Below are 24,687 nucleotides of genomic sequence, written 5' to 3'. Positions count from 1 at the left end.
ACATAATCACTAGAAGGGAAATGCCCAAATTTGTCACCAGTCAGAATATAGAAATCGACCTTGAGCTAGCCAGCCTTGGCGAAAGGATCCTTGCATTCCTGATTGACATGTTTGTGATTTTTGTATTCATCGTGCTGTGCTTTTGGATCATTTCCACAGGTTTTGACCGACCGGAGTTCTACTTCATTCCATGGGTATTGGTCATGTTTTATTCCCTGCTTTTCGAGTCTCTTTTTCAGGGGCAGAGTATTGGCAAAAAAGCCATGAATATCAAAGTGGTGAAGGCTGACGGCAGTCCCGCTGGAATTGTGAATTATATCCTCAGGTGGGTGCTTCGGCTTGTCGACATCTACTTTATGAGTGGAGGCGTTGCCGTGATTACCATTATTGCAACTCAAAACGGACAACGGCTGGGCGATCTGGCTGCGGGCACAGTGGTGATCAGACTACAAAAGCAGGTTTCTAATGCTGACCTGGTCGCAAAAGTCGATGAAAACCATCAGGTGACGTTTCCAACTGCCAGGGTGCTGAATGATAGCCAGATTGAAGTCATCAGAAATGCTTTGAACCTGCGGAAGGAGGGACTCAACGATCAGGCAGTGATGCTGGTGTCACAAAAAATCAAAGACCTGCTGTCCATAGAAACTCCGATGCCAGACGTGAAGTTTTTGTATACCGTAATTGCCGACTACGAGTACATGGCGGCCAAGGAGATGTAGGAGGGAGCGGAAAAGTAAAGAGGTTACTATGTGCGGGAGCGCAGATAGTAACCTCTTTACTTTAGGCGCACAATTTTGGGAGCATCGACTAGTATTCCCTCAGAGTCTCCCGACGATAGGAGGGGACTCTGAGTATTAAGAGAATATTTTCTACCCTATGTCAACACACACTAAGCATACAGAGATCGGCACAATCTACTTTATTACATTTACCTGCTTTGAATGGCTACCCCTTTTCGACAAGACTTCGCTTTATGAATATTTCAATAAGTGGTTTGGTTACTTGCTTAAAAATGATGCTTCTCTGGTGGGGTATGTCATAATGCCAAACCATTTTCATGGACTTGTTTATTTGGGCGACAAATGCGGAATTTCTTTGAATAACCTCGTAGGGAATGGCAAGCGCTTTTTGGCGTACGAGATTGTTAAGAGGCTAAAGAAGTCTGGTCAGTCAGACCTTTTGACGCAATTATCGTCGCATGTAAGAGAAAGTGAAAAGAACAAGAACAAGCAACACGAAGTTTTTAGATTGTCGTTTGATGCTAAGAAATGCTTTAATCGAAAGATAGTTGAGCAAAAGCTGGATTATATCCATCATAATCCAGTGAGCGGAAAATGGAGCCTTGTAGAAGACTGGAGAACATATCCGCATTCAAGTGCAGGATTTTATGAGTTAGGTAAGGATAATAAATATTTGCTCCATTATAGAAACGTGATCTAGTTCAAACTCCTCAGCGTCCCTTTCAGGAGACACTGAGTGAATTCGATATCAGAGTTTCGGTTTGACCTGTTGCCTATATGTTTGAGTTGAAGTACCGCCTGGAATTTCTTGACTTAGCAAACTCGCCCTTCCGAATGTGCTTGAACCAGTAATATATTTCGCCAAGCAAGCCTCCAACTACAATGAGCAGTATCCACTGGAACTTGCCCTCCCGGTTGAGTTCCTGGTTTTTTGTTACATGGACGATGTAAAGGATGGAAGCAATCAAGGCCATGATTAAGCCCGAAAATAGCGCATCAACACCCCAGTAAGAATCAAACCGAACCCCAAAAAAGCTTGAAATAATGAGTGCCAAATGGAACCCTGGGAAAATGAGATAAACAAAAGAGGGGATTTTGTTCATGGTTGTCGAAAATAAGTTTTGTTCATACAATTTAATTGACTAATTCGAATATGTCACCTTCTCTGGAAATATTAAACCCATTAGTTTTTACATTTTTCATCTCTTCATCGCTCCATATTAACGGATTGGTATGATTGAAATGAATGAAATGTACCTTCCGTCTGTCACTTTCGGGCAAGTCTTCAAATAGCGCCATCGATTCTTCTACAAAAGGGTGGGGCACCTCGCTCATGTCACGGGCAATTTCTCCTTTTCGAAAAAAGGTGGCATCCAGAAAGGCCACGTCGGCAGATGCTACCAACTCTCTGATGTTTCTGTCCCACTTGCTCCATTTATCAATATCGGGGATGAAGATGACACCCTTACGCCCGCTTTCAATGCGGTAACCCACGGTTTCTGAAAACTCGTCTCTGTGTGGAACAAGAAATGGGGTGATGGAAATGTCAGGTGACAATTGAATCGTAGAGTCTGCCGCCAGCTTTTGCAGACTGATATTTTCCAGGGCAACCAGCTGGCTCCAGGGGCCATTTTGGGTTAAGAAAGACCGCATAACCGGCATGCCGTAAACGGGCACACTGGCAGCCCCCATGATCTCTCTGCCCAGCTCCATCAATCCGGTGTAATGACCTACGTGCGCATGGGTGAGAAAAATGCCATCGGGAGAGGTATTGTTTAGACCAGCCTTCTCATTCAGGTCATGCCATTGGCTTTTGAAGTCAGGCGTGGCTTCGATCATCCACACCTTTCCGGCTTTCTTGTCTACGATGCCAAGGCTCACCACCCTCTCTTCTTTGTGCTCACCCGACCAGTAGTGTTGGCAACAGGCTTTTTCGCAGCCAGCCTGCGGGTAACCGGCGTCTTGCGCCACACCCAGCACCATGATGAATTGGTCAGGCAATGAGGCTTCAGCTTGTCCTGCTGATTTTTCTTTGCAGGACGAGATGGCTGTGCTGATCAGCAGGAGGAATGCTACATTGAAAGTGTCCGATCGTATCATACTTCAATCTAGTGAAACATTCTAAATGTAGGGTTGATCGTTCAGCAATGAAACCTCCCTTCCATCACATTCCCTTTCAAAGGCTCATAGGGCGTCGGTATCTTATTGCATCAATCAAACCGAAAGCCATGCTTAAAAAGTTGCTCTTCATTACCGTTCTTGTCACCGCTGCCCAATTCACCCAGGCGCAGAAGGAAGACCCTAAAAACCCCAATTGGGCGAAGTATCACATCACTGCTGATGCTTACTACTTGCTCCAGGAGTGGGCCAAAGCCTATCCTAACCTGACCAAACTCTATTCTATAGGCGAGACGCTGAAAGGCACTCAGCTGATGGTGCTGGAAATCACCAACAAAAGCACTGGCGCCGCAGAGGACAAGCCAGCCTATTACTACGACGGCAATATCCATGCTGGAGAGCTAACGGGTGCCGAAGTAGCGCTGCACTATACCTGGCTGCTGCTCAGCAGCTACGGCAAGGATCCACGCATTACCAACCTCATCGATACTCGTACTATCTACATCCGCCCCAAGTTCAATCCGGACGGCGCTGACATTGCCCTGACAACTCCCCAGGCGCTGCGCAGCACACCCAGACCCTATGATCAGGACGGCGACGGCCTGCTCGACGAAGACCCGGGCAACGACCTGAACAGCGACAACCTCATCACCGACATGCGGGTGAAGAACCCCACTGGCAAGTGGAAAATCAGTACCGAAGATCCCCGCATCATGGTGGAACGAGAGCCCAACGACCTAAGTGGCGATTTTTACGACATGTACGACGAGGGAATTGATGATGACAAAGACGGACTGTACAACGAAGACGGTATTGGTGGCATTGATATGAACCGCAACTTCCCCCGCAACTGGGGCCTGGAGTCGGAGCAAAAAGGAGCCGGGCCTTATCCGCTTTCGGAGCCTGAAACCAGGGCGACCATTGAGTTTTTGAGCACGCACCGCAACATTACCGGCATTTTCCATGGGCACACGGCCGCTGGGTTTCTCTACCGATTGCCTTCCACTACCAATTGGGACAACTTTAATATGGAAGATCAGCGCCTCATCCTTGAGCTGTCAGATAAATATGCCACCACTACCAGCCAGAAGGTGGTGCCCAGCTATAGCAATCCCCGCCTGCACCGCCACGGCACCCTGATCAGCTGGGGCTATTGGGACTACGGCGTCGTAGGCTTTGTGCCGGAGTTCTGGGGAGCCTTCCAGGCTGATGCCAACAAAGATGGCCGTGTGTCTGATTTGGAGAGGATGAAATGGAATGACGCCGAACTGGGCGGCAAGGGCTTTGTCAACTGGCAGGCTTACGATCACCCGCAGCTGGGCAAGGTGGAAATTGGTGGATGGGATTATAAGTTTACCCGCCAGAATCCACCAACTAAATTTCTGAAGGGAGAAATAGAAAAGTATGTGGAGTGGATGCTGTGGCTGGCAGAAACCAGCCCGAAGATTGCCGTTTCGCAACCGAAAGTAGAAGTGCTGGAAAAAGGTAAGCTGGTGAAAGTGAGCCTCACTGTAGAAAACGACGGCTATTTGCCCACCAATATCACGGAAAGAGCCATAGAGCTGGAGATAGCCAAGCCTGTAAGGGCGATTGTTGAGTTAAGTGGCGCCGAGTTGGTCAGCGGTAAAATGAGGACCGATCTTGGAAACCTCGCCGGGCGCCGAGATGGTGAAAGCGCTGACCGTACCAAAACGATTGAGTATGTCTTCAAAGTAACAGGCAATTCGCCCAAGGCTACCATCACTATTGATTCCGAAAAAGGAGGGAAGGTGAAGAGGGAGGTAGGGTTGAGGTAATAATACTAATCCAGGATATTGATTATTGTCATTTCAACATATATTAAAAAACATCTGATTTTTAATGGCTATTGGAGTCTTACAAGCAATAAAGGGCATTGTAGTATTTTTTTTGCTTAATTTACTATTGAAAGAAGTGTTTTGCATTGCCGGAGAGTGTTAGAAATGTGGTTTGTGATGTCCGTTGATGTGTCTGAGTAATCTTTCATAAACTTCTATGAAAACACAAACACTAAAAGTTAAAGACCTAATTCTTTGGGACGAAAATGCCCGATTTCCAGACAAGTACTACAACACCGATGAGAGGGTTTTAATAAATTTTTTTATTAGCAATGCCGAATACAAGATCAAGAAGTTAGTTGAAGCTGTTGTTAAAGATTTTGAGTTGCCTCAGCTTGAAAAGCTTGTAGTTTGGAATGATGAGGATAACAATATCGTCTTGGAAGGGAATAGGAGGCTTACTGCATACAAGCTTCTCATAGACCCAGAATTATCAGACAATCCCACTTTTAAGGATTTCTTAATCGGGCAAAAGAGTAAAATTACCGTTGATGAGAGCTTTGCGGTTGAATGCATAGTAACAACGGATAAGGCTGTCGGTTTTAGATATATTGACAGAAAGCACGCCAACGGGAATAATGAAGTCGGTTGGCAAGAGCCTGAAAGAGTGAATTACAATACCAGGCGAGGGGATGAGACGATCAATAACTCACTTAAAGTGGGGCTTACAAATGCTGTAAGAGCGTTAGATATTCCGGAGGCGTTAAAGGATAAAATACTTGGTAAAGGATTTGTTACAAACTTTTTTAGGACTCTTACATCAACGCCTGCAAAGAAAAAATATGGTTACAAAATATTGGAAAAGGGGGATTTAGAGGTTCAAAACCCTAATTTCTCAGACGAGCTAAAGGTTGTCATATTTAGCATTTTGAACAAAACAGATCTTCAAGGAAATAGAATTGATTCCCGCACCTTGAACAAGAAGGAGAAAATTGAAGATTTTATCCGATCTATTGACCCTAAGGATTCCGAAAAAGTTGAAAAAAAAATCAAAGTAAACACAACAAGCGACCTGTTCGGAAATGAAATAATTGAAGTTGGCAGTAAACCCATAACTAACCCAAGGCAAGAAGCTGAAACAGCAAAAGCTCTCCATATTAGAAGCAAAACTGTACCAAAGGGGCTTTATCACTCTGGAGACTTACCCTTTAGACTAAATAGTTCAAGCTTGAGGATACTATATGATGAGTTAAGAAATATAAGTGTCCAAGACTTTCCAAATGCAACACATGACTTATTAAGAAGCTTTTTAGAGTGTTCTCTTCTATTTTATTTCAAAGAAACAGGTGAGTTTAAGGAAATAAAGAAATTGGAGAATCACAACCCCAAGCTAGGTGAAATGCTAACACATATAATCAATGGTAAATCACCTTCGATTAACGATTCGAATCTAATTGAAACACTAAAGATTGTTAAATCTGACTATGATCAACCATACTCTTTGGAACGAATGAATATGATTAATCATAATGAAAACTGCTCGTCATCAGAAAGAGATGTGAGAAAAGCCTATGCTCAGTTGGAGTCCCTGTTTAAAATAGTTTTGAATCCACCTAAGTAATTACAATGAACTACTCTCCTTTAAGGTACCCAGGTGGGAAAAATAAGCTATCTGCCTTTATCGCTAAGATCTGCGAAAAAAATAACCTAACCGAACACTATGTAGAGCCGTATTGCGGCGGAGCCGCAGTCGCACTTTTTCTTTTGATGAATGGCTATGTGAAAAAAGTTACCATTAACGACAAAGACAGGTCAATCTACAGTTTTTGGTACTCCATCCTCCATTATAGTGATGAGTTTATCTATAGAATTAGAAACACAGATATTTCCCTTTCTGAATGGGATAACCAAAGGGCAATCCAGAACAACAAGGAGAAGGAAAACCTTATGGATCTGGGTTTTTCTTCATTTTTTATGAATAGAACCAATAGGTCAGGGATAATTATGGGGGGAATGATTGGCGGGAGAAACCAAACTAGCCCTTATAAAATTGACTGTCGATTTAACAAAGAGGAATTGATCGAGCGGATAAAGAGGATTGCCGAAATTAAAGACTCAATTATTGTAAAAAATGATGATGCTTTGGATGTTATAAAGGCCTTTTCAACTGGAAAGGAAGAATCCAGCCTAGTATATCTAGACCCTCCTTATTTCAAAAAGGCTGACTCACTTTATCTAAATCATTATCAGCTTGAAGATCATAAAGCCGTTAGTTTGTCAATAGTCGACTCCGATTTGTCTAATTGGTTAGTTTCATATGACAATGCGCAAGAAATAAAAGATCTTTATCCCGATGTCGACAAAATTGAGTATTCATTTAAGCACACAGCATATGATGCCAGAATTGGCAAGGAAATTCTGTTCTTTAGTGAGAGCTTAAAGAGTGAAGTATTGAAAGACAGAAATCCAACTAAGTATAAGCATGAAAAAAGGGGCGGTAAAATGCTCATTACTTATAAAGGATCACCAGACGCTCTACTAGAATAAACTAATAGGAGTGTTAAAATAACTATTTGAGTAGCCCACTTTCAAAAAAACAGCCGCCCAAAGCTCCATTCGCTATTTGATGGTCGTAGCCGTGGCTGAGGAATATCATAAAGAAAATGCTAGTCGAAATGCATTTATGGCTCATCTATATTAGAAATACAGCTCAAATTCAACTCAATTTGAGCTTTAAAGTGGTCGTTGGTGAGCTTCAAATCTTGGTGTAGCTAAATAGAACGGGTCGTATCAAACTGCTCCAAATAATCCGCTACCTTCCTCACAAACATGCCTCCTAGTGCGCCGTCCACCACCCGGTGGTCGTAGCTGTGGCTGAGGAACATCATGTGGCGGATGCCGATGAAGTCGCCCTGTGGGGTTTCGATTACCGCTGGCTTTTTCTTCACTGCACCCACGGCCATAATAGCCACCTGAGGCTGCATGATAATAGGCGTGCCCATGATATTGCCAAAACCACCCACATTGGAGATGGTGTAGGTGCCTCCTGAAAGCTCGTCGGCCTTCAGGTTGTTGGTGCGGGCACGTTCAGCCAGGTCGTTCACCGCATGGGTAATGCCCAGCAGGCTCAGCTTGTCTGCATTTTTGATCACGGGCACAATCAGGTTGCCTGATGGCAATGCCACGGCCATACCAATGTGCACAGCCTGGTGCCTGACAATCTTTGTGCCATCTACCGAGATATTGATCATGGGGAAGTCCTTGATGGCCTTCACAATCGCTTCAATGAAAATGGGGGTATAGGTAAGGGCCGCTCTTTCCTTTTCCTGAAAGGAACGCTTCCATTTGTTTCTCCAGTTCACCACGTTGGTTACGTCGGCTTCCACAAATGAGGTTACATGAGCGCTGATCTGCCTGCTGCTCAGCATGCGTTCTGCAATCATCTTGCGCATGCGATCCATTTCGATGATTTCATCGTCGCCGCTGTAAGTGATTTTTATTGGTTCGGCCACTTTAGGGGCAGCGCTTTTTCCTCTGGTTTGAATGTAAGCGAGGATATCGTTTTTGGTAACACGGCCTTCCTTGCCAGTGCCGGGAATTCCTTCCAGCTCTGACGTGCTGATCTTTTCTTCTTTGGCTATGCTCATCACAAGGGGAGAGTAGAATCTGTCGGAGCTTGGCTTTGCAATGGGGGTGTGGCTCACTGCTGCTACGGCTGTTTCGACCATTTCGGTAGCAAGAGCCACAGCGTCCTTGCCATTCCCTGAGATGTCAGCAGTATGTCCGTTTTCACTGCTTCCTTCAATTTCTATAATCGCAATGGCTTTGCCCACCTGCACTACTTCACCCTCTTTGGCCAAAATCTCTTTCAACACGCCAGCATGGGTGGCGGGCACCTCCGTATCCACTTTATCAGTAGCCACTTCCAGCACCGACTCATCCTGTTCAATGGTCTCTCCTGGCTTTTTCAACCATGAAAGGATCGTGCCTTCCATTATACTTTCACCCATTTTGGGCATCACCATTTCAACTACTGCCATGTCACTAAGTATTTCGTATCCTTTTGGGTAATAGGTTATTTGTATTGTTGTTTATTGCTTTTCAAAATATTCTTCTAATTCATCGTCTCTTTATAGACTAAAACCTAAGAATCGTTTGTGTGCAAAATAGCGCTTACGGCCTCTAAGTTAACATTTTAATGGGAATGATGTATAATTTTTCCTTGCAGTGTCGTAAGCTTTACCAAACCGGGCAGAGAGAGAACACTTATTTAGCAACCTCCTCCATTTCCATCAGCGATGTCCTTAAAAGATTCAGTGTGTGCAACGCACTGGCGTGGATATTGATTTGCCTGTCGGTGGTCAGTTGTAGCTTTCGTGTAAAAGTTTGCCCCTCAAAAGCGCAGGCAATCCACACGGTACCGACAGGTTTTTCAGGCGTACCACCGTCTGGGCCCGCAACACCCGATGTAGCCAGCCCAATATCCGTTTTCAGCCTTTTTCTCACGCCCTCCGCCATTTGTCGCACAGTTTCTTCGCTCACAGCGCCCACCGTGTCGAGGGTTTCCTGCTTTACGCCCAGCTCATCGGTTTTGATACGATTGTCGTAGGAGATAATGCTGCCTACATAATAGGCGGAACTGCCTGGTACGCTCGTGATTTCGTGAGCGAGGTAGCCGCCCGTGCAGCTTTCGGCGGTAGACACTGTCAGCTTGCGCTCCAGCAGCAGCTTGCCGATGGCTGATTCAATGGTTTCCTGATCGTAGCCGTATACAAACTTTTGAATATCGGGCAGCACCCGGTCTATTTCAGCTTGCACTTCTTTCGCCAGCGTCTCCAGGTTGGGGCCGGCACCCGTCAGCCGTAGCTTCACCTCTCCGGGGCTGGGAAGATAGGCCAGCCTGATGTGCGGAGGCAGCGATGTTTCCCACCATTCAATTTTGTCCGACAACCATGACTCACCAATACCGATAGTACGGATCATTTTGTGGTAGATAACCGGCAGGGTATATTTTTCTCTTAGCCTGGGGATGACCTGTTCGCTGATCAACACTTTCATTTCGTAAGGCACACCTGGGAGCGACACAAAGGTTTTGTCGCCTTTTTCGAACCACATGCCCGGAGCGGTGCCCATGCGGTTGGTGAGTTTGGTGCTCCCTTTGGGCAACCACGCCTGCTGGCGGTTGGTGTCAGTCATTTGAAAGCCACGCTTCTCAAAAAGGGCGGTGATCTCTGCGAGGGCTTCTTCATGTAATGCCAGTTCCATACCAAAGTACCTGGCCAATAAAGGTTTAGTCAAGTCGTCCTTGGTCGGACCCAGGCCGCCTGTGATGATGATGATATCTGCCCTTTTTTCTGCCTCAGCAAAGGCGGCCATCATTTCGTTTTCTACGTCACCTACCGTGGTTTTGCGGATTACCTTTATGCCCCGTTCTGATAGTTGCTGACCTATCCAGGTGGAGTTGGTATCATTGATTTGTCCGTAAAGGATTTCATCTCCAATAGTGAGTATTTCTGCGGTGATATGCATGGATGAGATGTTGTTCGTTATTCTGGCGAAAGTTAATAGATCGCTGTGTTATCAAACTGGGTTCGGCTACTTTAAATTCCTGCCAAATTTGTAACATCGTTTTTTAGCTATAAACATATAAAGTGGTTTTATTTGAAAAAGTTTAAAACAGCAACGTAATGAGATTTTTATCTGCAACAATATTGGCCTTTGGCATACTGGCAATTTCAGCCTGCTCAGTTCAGCAAATACAGAAAACAGTTGACGGCTACCTGAAAGACGCCAAGCCAACCACCGAGGAGGTGGTATCGGGATTGAAGGAGGCGCTGGAAAAAGGGATTACCAACGGAGCCAAAAAAGCCTCTGCTGTCGATGGCTACTACAAAAACCCTCAGATCAAGATTCCTTTTCCTCCTGACGTGCAAAAAGTGGAGACAAAGCTCCGTCAGCTGGGGATGGATAAGCAGGTGGATCAGTTCATTGAAACACTCAACAGGGGAGCTGAAGAAGCAGCCAAACAGGCGGCACCGATCTTTGTGAGTGCGATAAAACAAATGACAATCAATGACGCCTGGAATATCCTGAAGGGAGACAAGGACGCCGCCACTCAATACTTGCAGAAGACAACGACCAGCCAACTTGAGGACAAATTTAAGCCTGTCATTCAAAAGGCGTTGGACAAGGTGAATGCGACTAAATACTACGGCGACCTGGTAAATACTTACAACAAGATTCCATTTGTGGACAAGGTCAACCCTGACCTGAACGACTACGCAACCACATTGGCTATTGACGGTCTGTTCAAACTGGTGGCCCAGGAAGAAGCCAATATCCGCAGCAACCCCGGCGCCCGAACTACCGAACTGTTAAAGAAGGTGTTCAAGGAGCAGGATAATTGATTGCGGGGATAAAGTTGAAAACCAGTTAAATCTGAGAAATTACTACTGAATTTCGTAAGGGTTTGCCAATTTCAAAGCTTGTATATTTTTGAAGTCATTGATATTTCTCGTCAAAAGAGTCAAGTCAAATTCGACGGCAGTGGCGGCAATGATCGCATCGGGTAGTTTTACCTTATGAGCTTTGCGGATTTCAGCAGTTTTCATTTTAACAGCGCTTTCAAGCTCAAATACCCATGCATCCTCAATGAAGTTTTTTACTACTTCCAGGTCTTTTTCTGTTGGCGCATTCCAGCACAAGAGTTCAATCTCAGTAATACTTGAAATTGATGGTTGAGAATTGGCTAAAATAGCGTCTATGAATTTTTCTGCAGATGGAGAAAACTGTTGCTGTAGATAGTAGATGACCACATTGGTAACCCAAAGGTATTCTATTCCCATTCGTCACGCAGATCATCAAGCTGCTTGTCAATATCATGCAATGGCTGCTTGGTCATGGCTCCTTTGTACTTAGCCCAATTAGTCGTTTTATCAACTAGTTTTTCTTTTCGAACTCTGATGAGCTTAAGCAGTTCTAAATCTTTTAATAAGCTAATAGCCTTTTCGTTAATAATGTCTATCGTGATGGTTCTCATGGTTCATTTATTAAAAGAAAAAAGACTCCTGCACTTCTTACAAGTCAAAAATAATGAAAAATAGTCAATTACCCTGTCTGGCTTTTATACCATCCCAGTTTCTTAGCAATAGCCGTGCTGCCCCAAATCAACAAAAACATCTCCAAAGCCCTTTTCATCAACAGCACAGTGTTATTGCCTTTCAACCCGACAGCCCTGATCAGTTGATCAAGGAGAATACTGCTCCCCACCAATACCACAATGGCCAACACCACTCTTAAAACCCGGATCGGCCACTTACCTTCATCCGAGGGGAATCCCTGCAAGCCAATGAGGAGGAAAGCAATATTGAGCCCCAGGAATTGAGCAGCTATGCTGTTGCCCAGGAAAATGAAAACGATGGGAAGTATAACACAAGAAGAAATGAAAATGAGAGTAGGCATATTCATTTGCAGTCGCAGCCTGCTGAGGGAGAGATAGGCCGAAAGTTTATTCTTTTTGATCAGAAAAAACCACGCCAGCCAAACGGTGATGCCACCGAGAACGAGCCCACCCAGCACATCGGCCAGGAAGTGCCTGCCGAGGTACATGCGTGAAAATGGCATCAGCGCAATGATAATGATGGCCGCCACCCTCACCCAGGTTCGGTTAAACAGCAACGCAATACCTCCCCAGTAAGCCACCGAGCCACTCACATGACCTGATGGAAACCCATGAGAATCGAGCTTGTTCTCTCTGTAGTATTCAATGGCTTCCGGTGCAGGTAGGCTGAAAAAGGATTGCCCGCCTTTTCTGACGAAGGGAGAAACGGCATTGAACTCATTGACAAGGTGCTTGAGCGATGAATCAACATTTTCCGGGCGGGGCAGGGCAAAAAAGTCTTTCAGAAGAGCTCCGGCAAACCCTGTCCAGATAAGCATGTGTGTAGCAAGGAAGGCCTTCTTCATATGGATGCCAAAAATGAGCACAATGGCCACGGCAATGAAGGCGGAGTTGTACCCGAGCCTGGTGGTAGCGTCCATAAGCCAGTAAATGGCCGGGCTGTCAAAACTCTGGAGGAAATGGTTTGGCTCGGTTTGAAACATCAGCTGTTTTTTGCCGAAACTACGGGATTACTCTGTCAGACAAAAAGACAATTTGACCGATTCTATGAATTTTTATTCAGAAAACATGACATAAATACCTGAAAAATGCGTTGGTACATTGATTGATTGGTGATGTGGGAATTTAGGATATATGAAAATGAAGTTATCTGACTCTTTGGTAAAAAACATGGTTGTGACGGCCGATTTGCTGAACACAATCAATGGCGGTATGAGTCTTCCTTCCACAAAAATGCGGAAGCTGGAAGATTGCTACGAATTGGATGTGGTTGCTCCGGGACTCTCGGTGGAAAACCTCAAAATTGAAATTCACAACAGGCACTTGAGTGTGTTCCATTACCTGAACTATAAGGCACCCAACCACACGAATGAACAGGAGGGAGCACCAAATATTGTACATTTGATGCCGATCCCATTCGACGTGGAGCTGGATAGCATCACTGCCCTGTATGAAGGAAAGCACTTGAAAGTTATCATGCCTTTTAATGAACTGGCTGAGGGATATTTCAGGAGCATAGATATAGATACTGTGTAAAAGAGAATAACTATTAAGCATAGTTTTGATTAGTCCTTTTTGAAGACCCTGCGAGCGTTTGCCCGTGGGGTCTTGTGTTTTAACGGTATTGTATTCCATTTTTCTACTCCTATTTTTGCTGCTCGTCTTTTACATTTCAGCGGAGGCTAATGCTTGGAGTTTTTGTAGTGATTTATCTGGTATTGACTGTGGCTATTGGTATAGCCGCTTCCAGGTACATCAAAACATCCACGGACTTCATGCTGGCAGGCCGCAAGCTGCCCATGTTTCTCTCTGCCTCAGCGCTGTTTGCTCTCTGGTTTGGCTCTGAGACTATTTTTGGAGCATCCTCCGAATTTGTGAAGCATGGCGTGCTGGGTGTGATCGAAGACCCGTTCGGAGGCGTGCTTTGCCTCGTTTTATTTGCGCTCATCTTTGCCAAGCCGTTGTACAGGTTAAACTTGCTGACGCTCGGCGACTTGTACCGCAACCACTATGGAAAAAGCGTGGAGTTGATCGCCAGCTTTTGCATGCTGCTGACCTTTTTTGGTTATATAGCTGCTCAGCTGGTGGCACTGGGCATACTCATCCAGATCATCTCCGGCCTGCCCACCATTTACGGCATCCTGATCAGTGCTAGTGTGGTGACGATTTATACACTGATGGGAGGGATGTGGGCCATAACTATTACTGATTTCTTGCAAAGTATCATCATTGTCGTCGGTTTGGTGATTGTGGCGGTTACTATTGTCAATAAAGCTGGCGGAATGGCACCAGTATTGGACGGTGCGCCGGAGGGATTCTTTTCGTTTGTACCTACCGACGGAGACCCGATGACCTGGATTCATTACCTGGCGGCCTGGCTCACGCTGGGCCTCGGTTCGCTCGCTTCTCAGGATATTTTTCAACGGGCCAACTCTGCCGAAAGTGAGAAAACGGCCGTTCGGTCTACATTGCTGGGAGCTGGCATGTACGGCCTGATTGCTATTCTCCCGCTGTTCATTGGCCTGGCAGGTAAGGTGCTTTATCCGGAATTGATCGATGGAGACACCCAACAGGTGCTGCCCTCCATGGTAATGGCACACACCAACTTATGGGTACAAGTGATGTTTTTCGGGGCGTTGCTGTCGGCGATCTTCAGCACATGTAGTGGAGCCGTGCTGGCACCTGCCAGTATTTTGTCGGAGAATATCATTCGTCCGTTGGTGGATCAAAACATGTCCGACAAGCGCTTTTTAGTTATTTTGAGGGTTTCTGTGGTTGGTATGGCTGCCTTGGCTGCCTGGTTGGCTGCTTTCAGAACCAATATTTACGAGCTGGTATCGGAATCTTCGATTTTGGGCTTGGTCACGCTATTTGTGCCAATGGTAACAGCACTGTTTTGGAAAAAGTCGTCCCAGGGCGGGGCGATATTGTCGATGGTGGTTGGGCTAATCAGCTGGTTTCTGAGCGAACATGTTTTTCACTTCGAGTTTCCGGCTATGTTTATTGGGTTTGGTGCCAGTGCGGCGGCAATGGTCGTGGGAACCGGTCTTTTTCCCAGGAAACCTCCTATCTCAGCCAATCGGTAAGTATCTTACCTTTTTTCAAGCAAACACTTACTACTTACTCCTCACCATTTAACTCCTCACTATTCCCTTCCCTGCACTCCAACAGCTCCACCGTCAATTGTTCATTCACTTCCTTTTCCTGCAGCATCATTTCCTGGTATTTGTTGGCCATTAGCGAGTTAAGCTCAGCTTTGGAAGCCTGCATTTTGGAATAGATGCCCAGGAGAATCAGGGCCGCCGATAAGATGACAATAATGATCAGTGGGAAGTTTTTCATGAGAAAGTACTTTGACGGCAAGTTACTTCTTTTTGCTTTCGCATGCCTTAAGCGTCTGCATAGCGAGCGCAGCTTGTTGTTCGGCCATCATTCGTTGTTGTTCGGCCTCGGCTTGAGCACTTATCGCTATTTCAGTTTGCTTTTCAGCTTCCAGTTCAGCCCGAACCAGCAGTGCTTCTTGCTCCCTCAATAGGTTCAGGAACGTGGATGCTTCATTCGCTTTGAGAGAGGAGTAAATAGCAAAAAGGATAATGATAAGCACTTGGATGCCGATGGTGATTTTTGCCCAAAGTTTCATTGTGTTAATGGTTTAGTGGTGATGTTTCTACTTGCTGTTCTCGCAAGCTTCAAGTGCTTGCCTGGCAAGGTCAGCTTGTCTTTGAGCTACTGCAGCGTTCTTCAGGGCCAATTCTGCTTGTAGCTCAGCCTCCTGCTGCGCCTGAACGAGCAAAGTTTCCTGCCCGATCAGCAGGGCTGTAGTGCGTTCTGCTTCTTTTGCTTTAATACTGGAAAAGATGTAGAAAAATACAATAATGACGGTTTGAACACCGATGATAATTTTCACCCAGAGTTTCATAATGGTTTAGTTCTAGTTTTTCTTTTGACAGGCCTCAAGCTGCTTTTTGTAATCGTTGGCCAAAGCTGCTTGCCTAACAGCCTCAGCATTTGCCTGAACCGCTCTTTCCGCCTGGATGAGCGCTTCTTCCTGAGATTGATCGGCAATTGCTCTCTGCTTTTCGGCTATTAGTGTCTGTTGCTCAGCCTCACGTCTCCTCGCCTCCACAATAGCCAAAGCTTTTTGAATTTCTGCCTTCAATGAGTCGTTTACCACCATGAGCTTCTTTACTTCATCCTTACAGGAATATGTTTCTGGTGAAGAATAGGAGGCGAGCACCATGAACAAGCCAACTCCGAAAAAAAGCAGAAGATTTTTCATGCTTAAATATAAAGCTTTAATATGAAAAGTGCCCTTTCACAGCAATTAGGGTCGCTTATTTGAAATAGCCAATGCCCCTAAGTGAATATTGTCTCCCACGGATCGTACTACCACTTTTCAGCTCGCCACTCTCTTTTGATATTGCAGCAGCCGCTTACTTCGATCCTCGGTCTTCAAACTGCTTTCCCGATTCCTGAACGCTGCCACTTCTCACTTTGATACGCTTTACTCATCACTCTCAAACTTTCGCACCTCTCAATCTGCCACTTCCATTTTCCTCCCGACTTTCCCATCCAAAAACTAGTTTAAACTAACCCCCCGTATTATTTTTGCGGATGGCTGAAATGATTCTGATCCTCGACTTCGGATCTCAATACACGCAACTCATCGCTCGCCGGGTTCGGGAGCTCAATGTTTACTGCGAAATACACCCCTACAACCACCTTCCTGAGTGGAGCGACGACATAAAAGGCGTCATTCTTTCTGGTAGCCCCTGCTCGGTAAGAGATGAGGGATCGCCTGACATAGATATTGACTTTTATTCTTCCAAGGTGCCATTGTTAGGCGTTTGCTATGGTGCGCAGCTCATGGCAAAAAAGAGTGGAGGCAATGTTCTTCCCTCAGAAATCAGAGAATATGGCAGGGCCAGGCTTAGCAAGGTAGATTCGCACCACGACCTGCTGAAAGAAATTACGCTTAACTCGCAAGTGTGGATGTCGCATGCCGACACCATAGCAAGCATACCTGACAAGTATGAGGTTATAGCCAGCACCCCGTCGGTAAATGTGGCGGCATTCAAGTTGAAGAATGAGCCAGTTTACGGTATTCAGTTCCACCCCGAAGTGACACATACCACCGAGGGCAAAACGCTGCTTCGCAATTTTGTTGTGCACATCTGCGGTTGCAGTCAGGACTGGACACCAGACATCTTCGTGGAAACCACAGTGGCTGAATTGAAAGCCAAACTGGGCAATGATAAGGTGGTTATGGGACTTTCCGGCGGTGTGGACTCTTCAGTGGCTGCCATGCTGATCCACAAAGCTATTGGTAAGAACCTGCATTGTATCTTTGTTGATAACGGGCTCCTTCGTAAGAACGAATTCGCTAGCGTACTTGAGTCTTACAAGCACATGGGCCTGAATGTGAAGGGTGTAGACGCTTCACAACGTTTTTATGCAGCGCTTAAAGGATTGACAGAGCCTGAGCAAAAGCGGAAAGCGATTGGCCGGGCGTTTATTGAGGTATTTGACGAAGAGGCGCACAAAATTCAGGACGTGAAGTGGCTTGGTCAGGGCACCATATATCCAGATGTGATCGAGTCCGTTTCGGTAAAAGGGCCTTCCGCCACCATCAAGTCGCACCACAATGTGGGTGGTTTGCCCGACAAAATGAAAATGAAGGTGGTGGAACCGCTCAATACCTTGTTCAAAGATGAGGTGAGGAATGTAGGACGCACGCTGGAGATTGACCCCAATATTTTGGGCCGCCATCCCTTCCCCGGCCCGGGATTGGGGATCAGAATCTTGAGTGAGATCACCGCTGAAAAGGTCAGGGTGCTACAAGAGGTGGATCATATCTTTGTGCAGGGCCTCAAAGACCATGGTTTGTACGACCAGGTATGGCAGGCAGGCGCTATGCTTACGCCGATTCAGGCAGTAGGTGTGATGGGCGACGAAAGAACTTATGAAAATGTAGTAGCTTTAAGGGCAGTAACTAGTGTCGACGGCATGACTGCCGATTTTTGCCACCTGCCTTATGAATTCCTGGGAGAAATATCGAGTGAAATTATCAATAAAGTAAAGGGGGTTAACAGAGTGGTGTACGACATCAGCTCTAAGCCACCTGCAACCATTGAATGGGAATAATCAACATGCGATATCCAGCTATTTTTAGACAGTTTCTAATAGTCTTTCTTTTGTCTTTCTGTGCGCTTTATACGAATGCACAGGATCTCAAGACCAATTTTACTTTTGGTAAGGAACTCTTTCGGGAGGGACGCTATGAGTTGGCCATGCAATCATTCAGGAAGGTGATGCTGCCTGCTCCAGATAATCCCTATGCTGCCTACGCTTCATTTTACAATGCACTGTCGGCTTACAAGCTTGGGCAATCAGAAAACAGCCGCAATTTGTTTTTGGAGCTGACGCAACGATTCCCATCCTGGGAAAAGTTGGACGAGGCTTACTATTGGCTGGCCACAGGATACTTTGAGCAGAATCAGCCTGCCGCTGCCCTTGATTATTTGAAAAGGGTGAAAAGCCCGGCCATGTCCGGCGAAATTAAGCTTCTCAAAACAAAATACATCTCCAAAATTGATAGCCTCAATCAACTAAAAGTATTGTACAATACCTACAGTCAGGATACTATCGTAGCGTCCTGGTTGGCAAGAAGTATCATGAGTGACCCGGGCAATACGCTTGATCAGGCCCTGGTGAGGGAGATAGTAGAGAAGTTTGATCTGCCCGTGGAATCATTTGGCCTGGTTGACCTGAGCAAGTCTGTTAAAAAGAGCGAGTATCATGTGGCAGTAATGCTGCCTTTTATGTTCTCCTCATTGGATGAAAGCAAAGCTAACCCACGGGCCGACTTTGTCACCGAACTCTATACAGGAATTCTCCTGGCAACAGAAAAGCTCAATAGCGAGAAGAAAAAAGTGATTGTTCACGCCTACGATACCAGAAGGAACGGTACCGTTACATCCAAACTACTCCAAAAAGAGGAGCTGAAAAGAATGGATTTGATTATTGGGCCGCTTTACCCCGAACCCAGTAAGCTGGTGTCAGATTTTTCCTTTGCCAATAAGATCAATATGATCAACCCGGTGTCGGCCAATCCGGACGTGATGGCAGGCAATCCGTTTTCGTTTCTACTTCGACCAACCTACCTGACCCAGTCTTTAAAGGCAGCAGAATATGCGATAGAGAAATTTCAGGCTAATAAGAACGCACTTGTTTTTTATGAATACAAGCCCAACGACAACAGAGACTCACTTGCAGCAGTGCTTTATGCCCAGCAGTTGAGAGATAATGAGTTCAATGTGCTGAAAGTGAAGCCCTTGAGGTCGAGTGAAGCCCACTATCTTATCGACACACTGAGCTTCAAGAAGGAAGTTGAGATAAAGACCCAGGAAAAATTGGATACCATGCTGTTGTATCCTGAGAAATACATTGTGAAGTCCAAGCAGAAGACATATGGCAAGGATTCTCTGGTTTATCATGAGGAGGTGTGGGGTATCAAACGAGACAGTATCGGCCACATTATGATTGCTTCGTCTAATCCTCTTTTCGCCACCAATACGATCAGCGCAGTAGAAATTCGTCCTGATAAAATCCCTGTGATTGGCAGGGAAGACTGGTTGGATATTCCCCAGGTAAATTATGACCAGGTGGAAAGGATCAATGCGGTATTTATATCACCTGTATTCATAGACAAGAGCCGGGCAACCTACCAGTCGTTTAGCGGAAACTATATGAGAAAATACAAAGCACCGCCATCGGTATATGCTTCGTTAGGTTACGAAATGACTATGGTTTTTGGAGGCTTGATGCATGCCAATGGCAACTATTTTCAGGCAGGCCTGCCAGAGGGTAAGATAGTGGAAGGGGTATTTACATCTGGTTTCGAATATGGATTCCACAACGATAATCAAGTGGTGACTTTTCTGAAGTTAGAGAATAACCAATTAGTGAAGGAAGTTAAGTAGCAGTATGAGGTTGAACAGATCTAGCAGTGCAGCGCTCTTTGACAGGGCACAAAAGGTAATTCCAGGTGGCGTAAATTCTCCGGTAAGGGCATTTAAAGCAGTAGGGGGCAACCCACTATTTATCAAGTCAGCCAAGGGAGCCTATCTTTATGATGAAGATGGCAACAAGTACATAGAAATGATCAACTCATGGGGGCCAATGATTTTAGGCCACGCCAATGAGATGATTGAAGAGGCCGTAAGAAATGCCATCGGTAAATCATTTTCATTTGGAGCGCCTACGAAAGCTGAGGTGGAAATTGCGGAGCTGATTTCACATATGGTGCCTTCCATTGAGAAGGTGCGAATGGTTAACTCGGGTACTGAAGCTACCATGTCGGCAGTAAGGGTGGCTCGTGGATTCACAGGGAGAGACAAAATCATCAAGTTTGAAGGTTGCTACCATGGCCATGGCGATTCGTTTTTGATTGCCGCAGGAAGTGGTGCAGTAACCATGGGAACGCCCGATAGCCCGGGCGTAACTGAAGGAACTGCCAAAGACACGTTAACGGCACCTTTCAATGACCTGGCGGCTGTGGAAACGCTGGTTGCGAAGAATAAAGGGACTATTGCGGCCATTATTTTAGAGCCCGTAGTTGGTAATATGGGCTGCGTACTGCCTGCGCAGGGGTTTCTGGAAGGGCTGCGTAAGCTTTGCGATCAGGAAGGCATTCTTTTGATATTCGACGAAGTGATGACCGGTTTCCGCCTGGCAAAGGGCGGGGCACAGGAAATATTCGGCATCACTCCCGATCTCACCACTATGGGTAAAATCATCGGTGGTGGCATGCCTGTTGGTGCCTATGGGGGTCGTGCTGAAATCATGAACTATGTGAGCCCGGCCGGACCGGTTTACCAGGCGGGCACTTTGTCGGGCAATCCTATTGCCATGGCAGCCGGCAAGGCGATGCTTACCTACCTGAACGAGCACCCCGAGACCTACACTTACCTGAACAAGATTACGCAGCGAATTGTAGACGGCTTTAGACACAACCTGGAGTCACTCGGCTTGCTGCATACCATCAATCACGTTGGTAGCATGTTCAGTCTGTTTTTTACCAATTCTGACGTGGTAAACTTCGACTCCGCCAAGACCAGTAATACCACTATGTTTGGCAAGTATTTTCAAAAAATGCTTGAAAAGGGTATCTACCTCGCACCTTCACAGTATGAAACACTGTTTATCTCTACTGCCATCACTGAAGAACTAGCTGACAAGATTATTGCCGCCAACAAAGAGGCCTTGAAAGAAATCCATTCGTGAGAGATTTGGTGCCCACAGCGCAGCTGGTGGCACCAAATCCCTATTTCATTCCTTCAGTCGAACATCCAGCTGCTGTACTTTTGGTGTCTTTTCAGGAGACATAGTGAAGAAAACTTCTGCACTCCCGTTTTCGCCTGTGAGGGTAAAAACACCCCTGAGCTGGTTGATGGCTTTCATTTCCCCCACTTTAGTGACATTACCTATAGGAGCCAGGGCCTGATTGTATTCTTTGATACGTCTGTCTCTGGAAAAATCCAGGAAGAAATTTTCCGCAAAAAGCGCTTCTTCAACACCTGCTTCGTTGGTCTGTAGCCAACTGGCCACTTTTGTCTGGGCGGCCAGGAGAATATCAGAAGCTGGCAATATCCTGGGCTGGAGGCCGGCTTTTTTGAATATCAGGTTGGCGACCTCATTGTTGATGGCGCCAGCGCCTGCATAAGTGCGGTTGGCGAAGGAAATGATGCCCAGGTCATATTCAGGATAAAAACGATAGTCACTGCCAAAACCAGGCAGCCCACCGCTGTGCCGGATGTACACCACGGCGTTACAATCTTTTCGGGCACTCAATCCATAGCCATAACCGCTGATCATCGGACAGGTATTTCCATCAGCATCCCTGGCGTTAGCCATCAGGCTTGGTTCTTTGGGTTTGTGCATGCTTCTGAGAGAGCTGCGCTTTACGGGGCCATACTCGTCATCGTTTTTTGGTGGATAGGCGGAAAGGTGATAGGCCACGTATTTGCTGAAGTCGTCCAGAGAGGTGATGAGCCCGCCCATGCAGCCAAAGGCACCGTCGTGCAACAGAGGCTCCGGCTTCCATTGTTCATCTTCCCAGCGGTAGCCCAACGCCAGCAGGTCTTCAGGAAGCCCCTCAAACTCCCAGTAGGTATTGTTCATACCGAGTGGCTTAAAAATGTTCTCATTAATGAATTCCTGATAAGGTTGGCCTGATACATTGCTGATGATCTGCCCCAGAATTGCAAAGCCGGTGTTGCTGTACTCATAGCCAAAGGAGGGGATATTGGAGAAACTCAGGCCTTCTGCCACTAGGGCTTGCAATTCTTCTGGGGTGTCTTCCAGCTGTCTGTCTCCCCAGGGGTTGTCCTCGGGAAAGCCCGCTGTCATTGTGAGCAGGTTTTCGATGGTGATGGGTGTGGCGTCTTTTGTGAGGTATACCAGATTTTTCATTTCTGGCATATAGGCAGCGGCTTCATCATCAAGTTCGAGTTTGCCCATTTCCACCAGCTTCATAATAGCCATGGCAGTAAAACTTTTGCTCATAGAGGCTATTTTGAAAAGAGACTTGGTTGAGACTGGTACTTTGTTGCCGGTATTGACGATACCATAGGAACTCGACCAAACTAATTTCCCTTCCATGACAATGCCATACACCATGCCTGGGTAGTGATTGTCTTTGGCGGTCTGCTGAAGCAAAGCTTCGATTTCCGGCCCCAGTGCAACTACTCTTTGCACCCTATTGGTTTCTGTAAATACCGCAGGCTTAAAGGAACGGTCGAAGCTGCTGATTTCAGCGGAGTGTTGAGCTTCCGTTTCTGCTGGTGGCGAAGTGGGTTGACAACTAGCCAGCAGAATGATGAATGCCAGAGGAAAGAAGGATTTCATAAAGGTTTGGTTTAGGTAAGACACAATTTAACAGCGAGCTGCGACTTAGAATAGCAAAAAGGAAACAGTCATCTCTACCATTACTCCCATAAACAAAGACCAAAAATAGATCCAGCCAAGGAGCCAGAACTTGGTAAGTGTTTTGAACCAACCCTGCTCATATACCCTGAGGAAGGACAGGTAAGAATAGACGGTTACTATCAGAAAGCTAACGGTAGTGATCCAGTCCTCCAAAACGTCGGTATTGTCGTACATGGCGACGGCAAACATACCGATGCCATAAATGATGTAGGCAAAGCTATGAAGGTGGATGGCATGCATAAGATGATTAACATAGAGGATGTTGCGACGGATATAAAGCACTTTGAGTATCAAAGCAAAAATGGGCAGCATGATAAACATGAGGATCGGTAGATTTTTTGTAACAAACTCTAACAGGGTTTGTTTATCCGCTCTATTTATCCTGATTATTTGCCTGACAACGAAGCGTTCAGAAGTGCTATTGTTCTCCAATTTCAGGCTATCGAAGAGCATGTCATCAGTCAACTTCCTGTCGTCTTTTAACCGGTTGTACACTTCCCAATTCTCGGAGCTTATTCCGAAAAAATTGTCTTCCTCATCCGAAAGATTGATTTTAATGGGGTCAAGGGATTTTTTTCGCAGTGCCAGCTCAGTGCTGTCTTTAGTTAGTTCCTTAGCTCTTTCTAATTCGCCCATTTCAGCTCTTATGCTGTCCATTATATGCAGGCTGTCGCTGCCATTGAGAAGGTTAGGGCCAAACGAAAACTTCGTATCAGGTCTTGCTACTTCCTGCTCGACAAGGCTTTTTTCTATATCTCTCGTGATTTTTTTGCCCACCAAATTGAGAACGAAGAAGAAGAAAAGGCTGATGACCAGATAGAGCCGGACAGGATTAGCATAGGAGGCTCTTTTTCCTTCGTTGAACTTCTGGGTAAGCCACCCGGGTTTGAAGAAAAAAGGCACTAGTGAGTTGGTGAACCGGCTATCGAAGGAGAAGGCATTGTTAAAAAAATCGTAGAGAAGCTGACCAAAAGAGATATTGATATTGGTGTTTTCTTGTCCGCAGGACGGGCAGTAATTGTAAATCTCACTATTGAGCGGATAGCCGCAGTTCAAACAGGCGTTTTGCTTACGTCTCCGTCGCATGCTGGGTCGGTTGGTCGGTAACTAAATTAGGTACTGGGTGTTGAAACTGCAACCCCGAGGGTTCCCATCGTTGACTTGATTTGGTTAAACATTATAATGTTTCAAAGCTTTCTCCACATCCTCTGGGGCGTCTATTCCCAGCGTTTCAAGTTCGGTTTCCACCACCTTTATTTTGTAGCCGTTTTCCAGCCAGCGCAACTGCTCCAGCGACTCCGCTTTTTCGAGAGGGGAGGGCTGCAGGTGAGTGATGGCCGCAAGGGCATCGACACGGTAGGCATAAATACCAATGTGTTTGTAAAAAGTGAATTGCGACAACCGGTCTTGGTTACTAACCCCCCGCAAGTGCGGAATGCACGATCTGCTGAAAAGCAGTGCCTCCATTTTTCTGTTAAACACCACCTTAACAATATTTGGAGAATCGAGCACGGCTGGATCGGTTATTCTTTTGATGAGCGTTCCTAGCTGCACTTTTCCATTCAGAATACCTGCCAATGTATCAATCTGTTGCGGATTGATAAAGGGCTCATCCCCTTGTATATTGATCACATACTCAAAGTCACCTTCAGTTAGTTGCAACGCTTCCAGGCACCTTTCAGTGCCGTTGGTATGATTAGTCGAGGTCATAACCACCTCAAGGCCCAGGTTTTGCAGGTGGAGCAAAATTCTTTCATCGTCCGTTGCCACTACCACCCGACTCAGGAGCTTCGCTTTGCAGGCTTGCTCATACACCCTTTGGATCATTGACTTGCCAGCCAGGTCAATCAAAGGTTTGCCTGGAAACCGGGTGGAAGCATAACGGGCTGGGATTACACCAAGGATGTTAGGCATAGAGCAGGTT

25 protein-coding genes are annotated in these 24,687 nt (G+C 46.0%); 11 read left to right on the top strand and 14 right to left on the bottom strand.

Going from position 1 to position 24,687, the window contains the following annotated elements; translation table 11 throughout:
- Positions 1–20: 20 nt before the first annotated feature.
- A complete protein-coding gene (locus RT717_RS14980; protein ID WP_152000965.1) occupies positions 21–719 on the top strand; it encodes an RDD family protein in 699 nt (232 codons plus the stop codon).
- Between the two features lie 157 nt (positions 720–876).
- Positions 877–1,440 carry a hypothetical protein gene (locus RT717_RS14975; protein ID WP_317487192.1) on the top strand — a complete coding sequence of 188 codons (564 nt, stop codon included), beginning with the start codon at positions 877–879 and terminating at the stop codon, positions 1,438–1,440.
- A 73-nt stretch (positions 1,441–1,513) separates the two neighbouring features.
- On the opposite strand, the gene RT717_RS14970 is transcribed toward RT717_RS14975, so the two are convergent.
- On the bottom strand, positions 1,514–1,843 hold the full coding sequence (locus tag RT717_RS14970; protein WP_317487191.1) for a hypothetical protein: 330 nt from the start codon (positions 1,841–1,843) through the stop codon (positions 1,514–1,516).
- Between the two features lie 31 nt (positions 1,844–1,874).
- A complete protein-coding gene (locus RT717_RS14965; RefSeq protein ID WP_317487190.1) occupies positions 1,875–2,840 on the bottom strand; it encodes an MBL fold metallo-hydrolase in 966 nt (321 codons plus the stop codon).
- 128 nt (positions 2,841–2,968) lie between these two features.
- On the opposite strand from RT717_RS14965, the gene RT717_RS14960 reads away from it, so the two are divergent.
- The 3 genes from RT717_RS14960 to RT717_RS14950 all read left to right on the top strand — a co-directional run bounded on the left by RT717_RS14960 (position 2,969) and on the right by RT717_RS14950 (position 7,201).
- The gene (locus RT717_RS14960) at positions 2,969–4,654 is read left to right on the top strand and encodes a M14 family metallopeptidase (RefSeq protein ID WP_317487189.1); all 1,686 of its coding nucleotides are present in this window, start codon (positions 2,969–2,971) and stop codon (positions 4,652–4,654) included.
- A gap of 217 nt (positions 4,655–4,871) precedes the next feature.
- Positions 4,872–6,275: a hypothetical protein gene (locus RT717_RS14955; protein WP_317487188.1), complete on the top strand. Its 1,404-nt coding sequence runs from the start codon at positions 4,872–4,874 to the stop codon at positions 6,273–6,275.
- Between the two features lie 5 nt (positions 6,276–6,280).
- Positions 6,281–7,201 carry a DNA adenine methylase gene (locus RT717_RS14950; protein ID WP_317487187.1) on the top strand — a complete coding sequence of 307 codons (921 nt, stop codon included), beginning with the start codon at positions 6,281–6,283 and terminating at the stop codon, positions 7,199–7,201.
- A 224-nt stretch (positions 7,202–7,425) separates the two neighbouring features.
- Here the strand turns inward: RT717_RS14950 and RT717_RS14945 are convergent, their stop codons facing one another.
- On the bottom strand, positions 7,426–8,694 hold the full coding sequence (locus RT717_RS14945) for a dihydrolipoamide acetyltransferase family protein (RefSeq protein ID WP_317487186.1): 1,269 nt from the start codon (positions 8,692–8,694) through the stop codon (positions 7,426–7,428).
- Between the two features lie 226 nt (positions 8,695–8,920).
- On the bottom strand, positions 8,921–10,183 hold the full coding sequence (locus RT717_RS14940; RefSeq protein ID WP_317487185.1) for a competence/damage-inducible protein A: 1,263 nt from the start codon (positions 10,181–10,183) through the stop codon (positions 8,921–8,923).
- Between the two features lie 158 nt (positions 10,184–10,341).
- Between RT717_RS14940 and RT717_RS14935 the strand changes: the two genes are divergently transcribed.
- Positions 10,342–11,061 carry a DUF4197 domain-containing protein gene (locus RT717_RS14935; protein WP_317487184.1) on the top strand — a complete coding sequence of 240 codons (720 nt, stop codon included), beginning with the start codon at positions 10,342–10,344 and terminating at the stop codon, positions 11,059–11,061.
- A gap of 42 nt (positions 11,062–11,103) precedes the next feature.
- On the opposite strand, the gene RT717_RS14930 is transcribed toward RT717_RS14935, so the two are convergent.
- The 3 genes from RT717_RS14930 to RT717_RS14920 form a co-directional block, all read right to left on the bottom strand.
- Entirely contained in the window at positions 11,104–11,499 is a 396-nt protein-coding gene (locus RT717_RS14930; RefSeq protein WP_317487183.1) for a type II toxin-antitoxin system VapC family toxin, read from the bottom strand.
- The gene (locus tag RT717_RS14925; protein WP_317487182.1) at positions 11,490–11,693 is read right to left on the bottom strand and encodes a hypothetical protein; all 204 of its coding nucleotides are present in this window, start codon (positions 11,691–11,693) and stop codon (positions 11,490–11,492) included. Before RT717_RS14925 ends, RT717_RS14930 begins: the two co-directional genes overlap by 10 nt.
- A 68-nt stretch (positions 11,694–11,761) precedes the next feature.
- A complete protein-coding gene (locus RT717_RS14920) occupies positions 11,762–12,757 on the bottom strand; it encodes a phosphatase PAP2 family protein (protein ID WP_317487181.1) in 996 nt (331 codons plus the stop codon).
- 151 nt (positions 12,758–12,908) lie between these two features.
- Between RT717_RS14920 and RT717_RS14915 the strand changes: the two genes are divergently transcribed.
- The gene (locus RT717_RS14915; protein ID WP_317487180.1) at positions 12,909–13,310 is read left to right on the top strand and encodes an Hsp20/alpha crystallin family protein; all 402 of its coding nucleotides are present in this window, start codon (positions 12,909–12,911) and stop codon (positions 13,308–13,310) included.
- A 149-nt stretch (positions 13,311–13,459) separates the two neighbouring features.
- Complete coding sequence (locus RT717_RS14910) at positions 13,460–14,860, top strand: sodium:solute symporter family protein (RefSeq protein WP_317487179.1); 1,401 nt, start codon at positions 13,460–13,462, stop codon at positions 14,858–14,860.
- A gap of 34 nt (positions 14,861–14,894) precedes the next feature.
- On the opposite strand, the gene RT717_RS14905 is transcribed toward RT717_RS14910, so the two are convergent.
- From RT717_RS14905 to RT717_RS14890, 4 genes are read right to left on the bottom strand one after another with little or no spacing between them, the layout of a single operon-like run.
- Positions 14,895–15,116: a hypothetical protein gene (locus RT717_RS14905; protein ID WP_317487178.1), complete on the bottom strand. Its 222-nt coding sequence runs from the start codon at positions 15,114–15,116 to the stop codon at positions 14,895–14,897.
- 22 nt (positions 15,117–15,138) lie between these two features.
- Positions 15,139–15,414 (bottom strand): hypothetical protein, encoded by a 276-nt coding sequence (locus RT717_RS14900; protein ID WP_317487177.1) that lies wholly within the window; start codon positions 15,412–15,414, stop codon positions 15,139–15,141.
- Between the two features lie 27 nt (positions 15,415–15,441).
- On the bottom strand, positions 15,442–15,681 hold the full coding sequence (locus tag RT717_RS14895) for a hypothetical protein (protein WP_317487176.1): 240 nt from the start codon (positions 15,679–15,681) through the stop codon (positions 15,442–15,444).
- 24 nt (positions 15,682–15,705) lie between these two features.
- Entirely contained in the window at positions 15,706–16,053 is a 348-nt protein-coding gene (locus tag RT717_RS14890; protein ID WP_317487175.1) for a hypothetical protein, read from the bottom strand.
- A gap of 335 nt (positions 16,054–16,388) precedes the next feature.
- Between RT717_RS14890 and guaA the strand changes: the two genes are divergently transcribed.
- From guaA to hemL, 3 genes are read left to right on the top strand one after another with little or no spacing between them, the layout of a single operon-like run.
- Entirely contained in the window at positions 16,389–17,918 is a 1,530-nt protein-coding gene (gene guaA / locus RT717_RS14885; RefSeq protein ID WP_317487174.1) for a glutamine-hydrolyzing GMP synthase, read from the top strand.
- Entirely contained in the window at positions 17,909–19,756 is a 1,848-nt protein-coding gene (locus RT717_RS14880) for an ABC transporter substrate-binding protein (RefSeq protein WP_317487173.1), read from the top strand. Before guaA ends, RT717_RS14880 begins: the two co-directional genes overlap by 10 nt.
- A gap of 4 nt (positions 19,757–19,760) precedes the next feature.
- Complete coding sequence (gene hemL, locus RT717_RS14875) at positions 19,761–21,059, top strand: glutamate-1-semialdehyde 2,1-aminomutase (protein WP_317487172.1); 1,299 nt, start codon at positions 19,761–19,763, stop codon at positions 21,057–21,059.
- Positions 21,060–21,104: 45 nt separating this feature from the next.
- Here hemL and RT717_RS14870 read toward each other — a convergent pair whose 3' ends face one another.
- The 3 genes from RT717_RS14870 to kdsB form a co-directional block, all read right to left on the bottom strand.
- A complete protein-coding gene (locus RT717_RS14870; protein ID WP_317487171.1) occupies positions 21,105–22,682 on the bottom strand; it encodes a serine hydrolase domain-containing protein in 1,578 nt (525 codons plus the stop codon).
- Positions 22,683–22,727: 45 nt separating this feature from the next.
- Positions 22,728–23,849 (bottom strand): DUF3667 domain-containing protein, encoded by a 1,122-nt coding sequence (locus RT717_RS14865; RefSeq protein WP_317487170.1) that lies wholly within the window; start codon positions 23,847–23,849, stop codon positions 22,728–22,730.
- A gap of 84 nt (positions 23,850–23,933) precedes the next feature.
- On the bottom strand, positions 23,934–24,677 hold the full coding sequence (kdsB, locus tag RT717_RS14860) for a 3-deoxy-manno-octulosonate cytidylyltransferase (protein ID WP_317487169.1): 744 nt from the start codon (positions 24,675–24,677) through the stop codon (positions 23,934–23,936).
- Positions 24,678–24,687: the final 10 nt, after the last annotated feature.

Source organism: Imperialibacter roseus (genome assembly GCF_032999765.1).
GTDB lineage: Bacteria > Bacteroidota > Bacteroidia > Cytophagales > Cyclobacteriaceae > Imperialibacter > Imperialibacter roseus.
The sequence above is the reverse complement of the archived record's forward strand: the minus strand, read 5'-3'. Positions and strand labels throughout refer to the sequence as shown.